Raw genomic sequence first — 6,267 nt, 5'->3', positions numbered from 1 at the left:
TTTATCATAATGATGCCGAACATCATTGATGCTGCCCTCAAGTTCTACTCTGCAGGAGTCATGAACCGCCAGCAGCAAAAGCCTACACAGCTAAATGATGAGGGAAAGCTTGTAAGGCCTGAAACAGGTTTCAAGTCATTAATCAGACTGGTTTTGAGACGTCCTATTGCAGAAAAGGATGCGGTCAAGATAATCTGGGCCATAGGTATAGTGTTTGGGGTAATCGGTATAATCGTTGCCCTTGTGATGCCTGGAATGCTTGAAAGCAAGACACTGGTGAACTTTTTAAACATCAAGGAGATGTTCTACCACATTTAGGTGAAACGATGAGACCCTATGTAATACTGAATGCTGCAATGACGCTGGACGGAAAGATTGCCACAAAAACGGGAAGCTCAAACATTTCCGGTAAGGAGGACCTTGAAAGGGTCCATGAAATCAGAAAGGAATGCGATGCAATCATGGTGGGCATAGGAACGGTCCTTGCAGACGATCCGAGACTTACCGTCCACAAGATAGATGCAAAGCCAGAAGACAATCCGGTTCGTGTGGTGGTTGACAGCAGATGCAGAACACCTATTGATGCAAGAATCACAAACGCCGATGCAAAGACAATAATAGCGGGAGCAAACGAATACAAGCATGAATTTTTCAAAAGCGAGAGGTATGAAACATTCAAAAATCGAGGAGTGAAGTTCTTCTGGAGCGGTGATGAGAGGGTTGACCTTCCAGCTCTCATGAGCTATCTTCATGAGGAAGGAATAGAGACTCTTATGCTTGAAGGGGGAGCCACACTTAACTTTTCCATGATCAGGGCAGGCCTGATTGATGAGATAAGAATATGTGTCGCACCGATGGTTGTCGGAGGCTCAAATGCAAAGACCTTCTTTGACGGTGAAGGGTTTGACCTCATGGATGATGCTGTTAAACTTGAGCTTAAGGACTGCTACTCCCTTGGAAAGGATTTGATTTTGACATATGAAGTATTAAAATAATATGTCGTGCCATATAAAACCGTCACCTGAAAAAAGGCTCACCAGCACTGATGTAAGGCTTATGAGAACAAATATAAGGAATACGTTGGCAGGTGTAAGGATAAAGAACGCCAAAAGAAGAATGATTTCACCTATGATGAATATGTTTCGAGGATTTCTTGTTTTGATATAGCTTAATATGCCTAAAAGGATTGGTGTTGCGATAATCGCCAGTATGAAAATTATGGAATCGCCTAAGCTTACAAGGCCTGAAACGGGTAGGTTCAATATGTTCATGAAAAGATACATCTCAAGGACTGTCAAAAAGAATCCCTGAATTCCTCCGCAGATTGCCTGTGAAAGGGTATGCTTTTCTAAAAGCACCCTTGACCATATCAAAACGGGATAGATGACTCCAAAAATAGCACCGAAAGGACCTGCAAGCAAAATCAAAGCACCAATAGGACCTGAAAGTCCGGTGGTATGAACACTGATTTTCCATTTGGTTGTAAATAGAAGAACCACACCTGTATTGATTGAATAGCACAGAAGAAGGCATGTCAAAAAGTTGTCCAGTCCTAATATCAGACAGATTGAAAAGCCTATGAAATATGAAATTATTCCTACAATAAGCGGCATGTACCTGTCTGAGCGGTTGGATATGTCCTTGTCGGTTCCAAGCTTCTTTGCCCAAAAGAGAATTATTGCCATTGGCAGAATGGAAGCGAAAATAAGTGATATGACTTCCAGAACGATAAATTTGCCTATATCAAATCCCGAAGATGTAAATGATAGGATTACGCATATCAATGTAAATAATGGAATGCAAATAATCGGAGGATTTGTAATTGTTGAAATTCTTTCAGCTATTTTTAATCTGTCCATATTTATATTATGTGACTTTATAATATATAATCATGAAAGTCAATGTCAAAAACCATGCCATGATGTATCCGGCGCCGGCAGTTGTGGCAAGTGCCTATGACGAAAACGGAAGGGCCGATGCATGTACTCTGGCCTTTGCAACGATGTGTTCGCATCATCCTCCGGCTGTTATGATTGCAATCAACTCAACACTTAAAAGAAAGACACTCAAAAGCATTCTTGAGAGAAAAGAATTCTGTCTTGCTTTTGCAGGCATTGATCAGGTAAGCGAAGTGGACTATCTGGGAATCGAATCCGGATACAACGAGGACAAGCTTGCCAAAATCAATTTCACACATCAAAGGGCCGAGAAGGTAAACGCACCAATCATCAATGAGTTCAGGGTGTCACTGGAATGCAGGGTAATGCATATTTCTGAGGTGGGATCACACACTCAGATTACAGGTGAAATAGTCAATGTGCAGGCCGATGAAAGTGTAGTGGACGAAAAGGGAAAGATAATATTTGAAAAGGTAAATCCAATCGCCTATGATGACATTACACATTCCTATTTTTCGGTTGGCGACAGGATAGCCGATGCGTTCAAGGCAGGTTTGAAGTTCAAAAGATAATCTTAAACTCAAATGGTCTCCTATACAGGGACCATCTTTTAATTTTGACTGTTGCAATGTCAATAGTTGTCAATGCAACAGTTTATATATCATTACATATTAATATTAATGTATGAAATTTTTAGTAGCTTATTATTCAAGAACAAACATTACAAAAAAACTTGCAGAAAGTATATCAAGCAAAGTAAATGCAGATGTTGAAGAAATCAAACCGAAAGTTAACTATCAGGGAAAAATCGGGTATGCACGAGGCGGAAAGCATGCCATACAAGAGAAAATTATAGACCTTGAAGCTTTGAATTTTGACCCGTCAGACTATGACGTGGTCTATATAGGCACTCCCGTTTGGGCGGGAAAGGCAGCTACTCCAGTAATTTCATATCTAAAACAGAATGAAGGAAAATTCGCCAACGTCAAGTTCTTTGTCACTGCCGGAAGCAGCGGATTTGAATCCACAATCGAACAGATGGAGAAATATTCAATCAAACCTCTAAAGACATTGGCTCTTAAAACAAAAGAAGTGAAAAAGGATGAGTTTGACCTCACTTCATTCATTGAATAGATTCTTATGACTAATGAAGACTTAAGGGAAATTGACGCTTCATCCATTTCCATTGCCAAGTTTATTCATATAATTTCAAAAAACCAGATTCTCTATTTGAACCACAGGCTTGAGGACACTAACATCAACGTTTCACAGCTCCACTTCCTGTTTGAAATAGCAAACAACAAGAACATCAATCAGGAAAAGATAGCATCAAGATGCAACTTTGACAAGGGGGCCGTTGCAAGGTCAATAAAAAAACTGGAAGAGAAAGGTCTGGTTAAAAGACAAATCGATACAGAAAACAGAAGACAGAACATCGTTTCTCTTACCTCTGAAGGCGAAAAGGCATTGAGCGAATCAGTCGAACTGCTTGAGGCCTGGGAAAATGAAGTGTATGATATTGACATCATTGACAGGGAAGTGTTTAAAAACATTTTAAAGGAAATGGCTATAAATTCAATAGAGATTAATCAAAAGGGAGAATAGAATGGCAGAAAATAAGAAAAGTAAAAATATTGAAATGATTACCGGAGATCCCAAAAAGGCAATAGTGAAGTTATCTATTCCTATGATGATTTCCATGTTTTTGATCATGCTTTATAATCTTGCAGACAGCATATGGGTAGCTGGACTTGGTGCAGACGCTTTGGCGGCTGTAGGATTTATCACACCGTTGTTTATGGTGCTTGTAGGACTTGGAAACGGTATAGGTGCAGGTGCAAACTCTCTGATTGCTAGATATATCGGTGCGGAAAACCATTCACAGGCAAACAATGCCGGTCTGCATGGTATAGTGCTTTCAATCATCGTTTCCGTGATATTTACGATTTTAATTGAAGTATTTATGGTACCTATCCTTCAGTTTATGGGCGCTGGAGATACAATACAGTATGCAATGGACTACAGTTATGTAATATTCGGATTTTTGATTGTATTTGTTTATTCGGGTGTTGCCTCAGCAATATTCAGATCAGAAGGGGACATGAGAAGGGCAACAATAGCGATTGCAGTTACCGCTATAATGAACATTATCCTGGATCCTATATTCATCTATGTATTGAATTTGGGAATTGCAGGTGCGGCATGGGCAACAGTATTTTCCGCAATTCTTTCATGTGCAGTCATGAGCTATTGGATTTGGGGTAAAAAGGACACTTATCTTGATTTGTCATTTTCAAACTTCCATTATCAGGGAAGAATGATGGTAGACACACTTCAGGTTGCAATCCCTTCAACACTGGAGACAATCGTATTTTCAGCCCTGGCGATTATCATAAACTCAATGCTTGTTGCAACAGACGGAACAACAGCAGTTGCCGTATATACCGCATCAATGAGAATTGTACAGCTGGCAATGATTCCTCTGATAGGTCTTGGAACAGCGGTTCTTACCGTTTCAGGGGTGGCCTATGGAGCCCGTAATCCAGACAACCTGAAGACTGCCCATTCATATTCAATCAAATTGGCATTCATAATATCAATTGCATTGGGTATCGTAATGTTTGTATTCTCCTCACAAATCGCAGCGCTGTTTTCATACACCTCAGCAAGTGCGGAAATGTCAACCCAGATTGCCCAGGCCATATCCGTCCTGACACTATTTGTTCTGGCAGTTCCCCACGGTATGATGTCAGCGATGCTCTTTCAGGGAGTCGGAAAGGGAATATATTCCCTGCTGATTACTCTTCTGAGATCACTGATTCTTGAATCCGTATTTGCATATATATACTGCTTTATATTCGGATGGGGAGTAACTGGAATTTATGCAGGAGTGGTATTCGGTTGTTTCGTTGGTGGAACAATAGGATACATATGGGCAAAACTCTTTATAAGGTCATTCGATCATCAATACTCAAAGAAAACTAGTTCAAGCAACTAGTTTTTTATACTTTTTTTAACTATATATTATCATGGAATTCATACTCAACAACAGGAAATACTCAATTTTGAACCATGAGCTCTATATTAATTACCTGATGGTAGATTCCTATTTTAAGCAATTTTCAAAATACGACTATGACATTCATTTTGACTTTCTTGATGCGATACTTGAAAAGGAAAAGGTGGAATTCGATGACATTCTTGAAGGAACACGGGAACTTGAAGAGTTAATCGACAGGGAGGAAATCAATTTTCTTCCCACAGGAGTGGTCATAGACCAGAACGTTAATGAAAAGTTCAAAATCACCTATCAGACTTTGGAGTTTGATGATGTCAATGTAGGTGAAGCCATCCCACTGCTGATTTGCCTCACCAGCCTTGTTAATGCAAGGCCTGTGGTCAGCCTGTATCAGATTGATGATGAACTGCAAAATTTTTTAAAAAAGTTTAGGAAATATGAGGGTTAGCATATATATGCCAGCAATTCTGATTACCAATCTATAATGTACCTCATATTTAATCAATAGTTGCTTCGATTAAATCGATTGTGTTAAAAAAATTATATGTTTAACTTTGGTTGTCTTTTAATGTGACAGGTACTGGTCTTTTTCCAGTAGCAGTTGTTGCATGTTTTGCACATGCTTGTGCCGTTTGTCTCAAACTGCCAGTCAACAAGAAAGCTAGGGTCATGTACAAAAGGCCTTTGCATTGAGATGAATTCGATATCTGTAGAATTCAGGATATCATTGATCTGCTTTTTGCCTGTGGCACCTCCACCCAAAATAACAGGAATGTCAATGTTTTTAAGTATTTCAGATGTGGCATCAATAAGGGGATTTCTGTCGGTGTTTTCCCTTGTGAAAAACTGAGGTGAGCGTGGACGGGTAATCTGCAGTGAATCCGCACCGTATTTTTCAAGCAGTTTGGATACCTCAATTGTCTCGGCCAGGGTCATTCCGTTAACCGAACCGTCAAAGGCATTCAGCCTGCAGTTGATGTGAAGACCTGTATTTTCCTTGATGACTCTTATAATCTCAAGAACGATTCTAAGGCGATTGAATGTGTTTCCACCATAGTCGTCTTCACGTGTGTTGAATGTGGGATTGATGAATCTTGACAGGAAATAGTAGTTTCCAAGCCCCAGTTGGATTCCGTCAAAACCTGCATAGTCGAACTTTTGGGCGGCAATTATCATGTCTGTTTGGATTTTTCGGATATCTTCGATGGATATTTTTTCAACTCCAATATTCTGTTGCGTTTTCTTGTTGAATTGGACAAATCCAAGCTGGGCAAAAATCGGAACGTCATAGACATGAACAAGGTCTGCCAGGTCACGTGCCTCACGGGCAAAATGAGTGTAGTGGATAGT

8 protein-coding genes and 1 pseudogene are annotated in these 6,267 nt (G+C 40.0%); 7 read left to right on the top strand and 2 right to left on the bottom strand.

Going from position 1 to position 6,267, the window contains the following annotated elements; genetic code table 11:
* Both ACJMLO_RS04605 and ACJMLO_RS04600 read left to right on the top strand, forming a co-directional pair.
* Nucleotides 1-318 (top strand): annotated as a pseudogene (locus tag ACJMLO_RS04605) (multidrug transporter); the annotation flags it as partial.
* 8 nt (nt 319-326) lie between these two features.
* On the top strand, nt 327-995 hold the full coding sequence (locus ACJMLO_RS04600) for a 2,5-diamino-6-(ribosylamino)-4(3H)-pyrimidinone 5'-phosphate reductase (protein ID WP_405294372.1): 669 nt from the start codon (nt 327-329) through the stop codon (nt 993-995).
* On the opposite strand, the gene ACJMLO_RS04595 is transcribed toward ACJMLO_RS04600, so the two are convergent.
* Entirely contained in the window at nt 987-1,859 is an 873-nt protein-coding gene (locus ACJMLO_RS04595; protein WP_405294370.1) for a hypothetical protein, read from the bottom strand. The genes ACJMLO_RS04600 and ACJMLO_RS04595 overlap by 9 nt on opposite strands.
* A gap of 32 nt (nt 1,860-1,891) precedes the next feature.
* Here ACJMLO_RS04595 and ACJMLO_RS04590 point away from each other — a divergent pair, with 32 nt between their 5' ends.
* The 5 genes from ACJMLO_RS04590 (at nt 1,892) to ACJMLO_RS04570 (ending at nt 5,365) form a co-directional block, all read left to right on the top strand.
* Nucleotides 1,892-2,470, top strand: a complete 579-nt coding sequence (locus ACJMLO_RS04590; RefSeq protein WP_405294368.1) for a flavin reductase family protein — start codon at nt 1,892-1,894, stop codon at nt 2,468-2,470.
* Between the two features lie 112 nt (nt 2,471-2,582).
* On the top strand, nt 2,583-3,032 hold the full coding sequence (locus tag ACJMLO_RS04585; protein WP_405294366.1) for a flavodoxin: 450 nt from the start codon (nt 2,583-2,585) through the stop codon (nt 3,030-3,032).
* Nucleotides 3,033-3,038: 6 nt separating this feature from the next.
* Complete coding sequence (locus ACJMLO_RS04580) at nt 3,039-3,503, top strand: MarR family winged helix-turn-helix transcriptional regulator (protein WP_405294364.1); 465 nt, start codon at nt 3,039-3,041, stop codon at nt 3,501-3,503.
* A gap of 1 nt (nt 3,504) precedes the next feature.
* A complete protein-coding gene (locus tag ACJMLO_RS04575; protein ID WP_405294362.1) occupies nt 3,505-4,896 on the top strand; it encodes an MATE family efflux transporter in 1,392 nt (463 codons plus the stop codon).
* 31 nt (nt 4,897-4,927) lie between these two features.
* A complete protein-coding gene (locus tag ACJMLO_RS04570) occupies nt 4,928-5,365 on the top strand; it encodes a hypothetical protein (protein WP_405294360.1) in 438 nt (145 codons plus the stop codon).
* Nucleotides 5,366-5,457: 92 nt separating this feature from the next.
* On the opposite strand, the gene ACJMLO_RS04565 is transcribed toward ACJMLO_RS04570, so the two are convergent.
* Nucleotides 5,458-6,267: NADH-dependent flavin oxidoreductase (locus tag ACJMLO_RS04565; protein WP_405294358.1), on the bottom strand; the 810-nt coding region annotated here is incomplete at its 5' end.

The sequence above is a fragment of the Methanobrevibacter sp. genome (genome assembly GCF_045120835.1).
Classification (GTDB): domain Archaea; phylum Methanobacteriota; class Methanobacteria; order Methanobacteriales; family Methanobacteriaceae; genus Methanocatella.
The sequence above is the reverse complement of the archived record's forward strand: the minus strand, read 5'-3'. Positions and strand labels throughout refer to the sequence as shown.

Bases quoted from the DNA above. Each gene is read 5' to 3' on its own strand.
- ACJMLO_RS04600 (WP_405294372.1), top strand. From the start codon at position 327: ATGAGACCCTATGTAATACTGAATGCTGCAATGACGCTGGACGGAAAG.
- ACJMLO_RS04595 (WP_405294370.1), bottom strand. From the start codon at position 1,859: ATGGACAGATTAAAAATAGCTGAAAGAATTTCAACAATTACAAATCCT.
- ACJMLO_RS04590 (WP_405294368.1), top strand. From the start codon at position 1,892: ATGAAAGTCAATGTCAAAAACCATGCCATGATGTATCCGGCGCCGGCA.
- ACJMLO_RS04585 (WP_405294366.1), top strand. From the start codon at position 2,583: ATGAAATTTTTAGTAGCTTATTATTCAAGAACAAACATTACAAAAAAA.
- ACJMLO_RS04580 (WP_405294364.1), top strand. From the start codon at position 3,039: ATGACTAATGAAGACTTAAGGGAAATTGACGCTTCATCCATTTCCATT.
- ACJMLO_RS04575 (WP_405294362.1), top strand. From the start codon at position 3,505: ATGGCAGAAAATAAGAAAAGTAAAAATATTGAAATGATTACCGGAGAT.
- ACJMLO_RS04570 (WP_405294360.1), top strand. From the start codon at position 4,928: ATGGAATTCATACTCAACAACAGGAAATACTCAATTTTGAACCATGAG.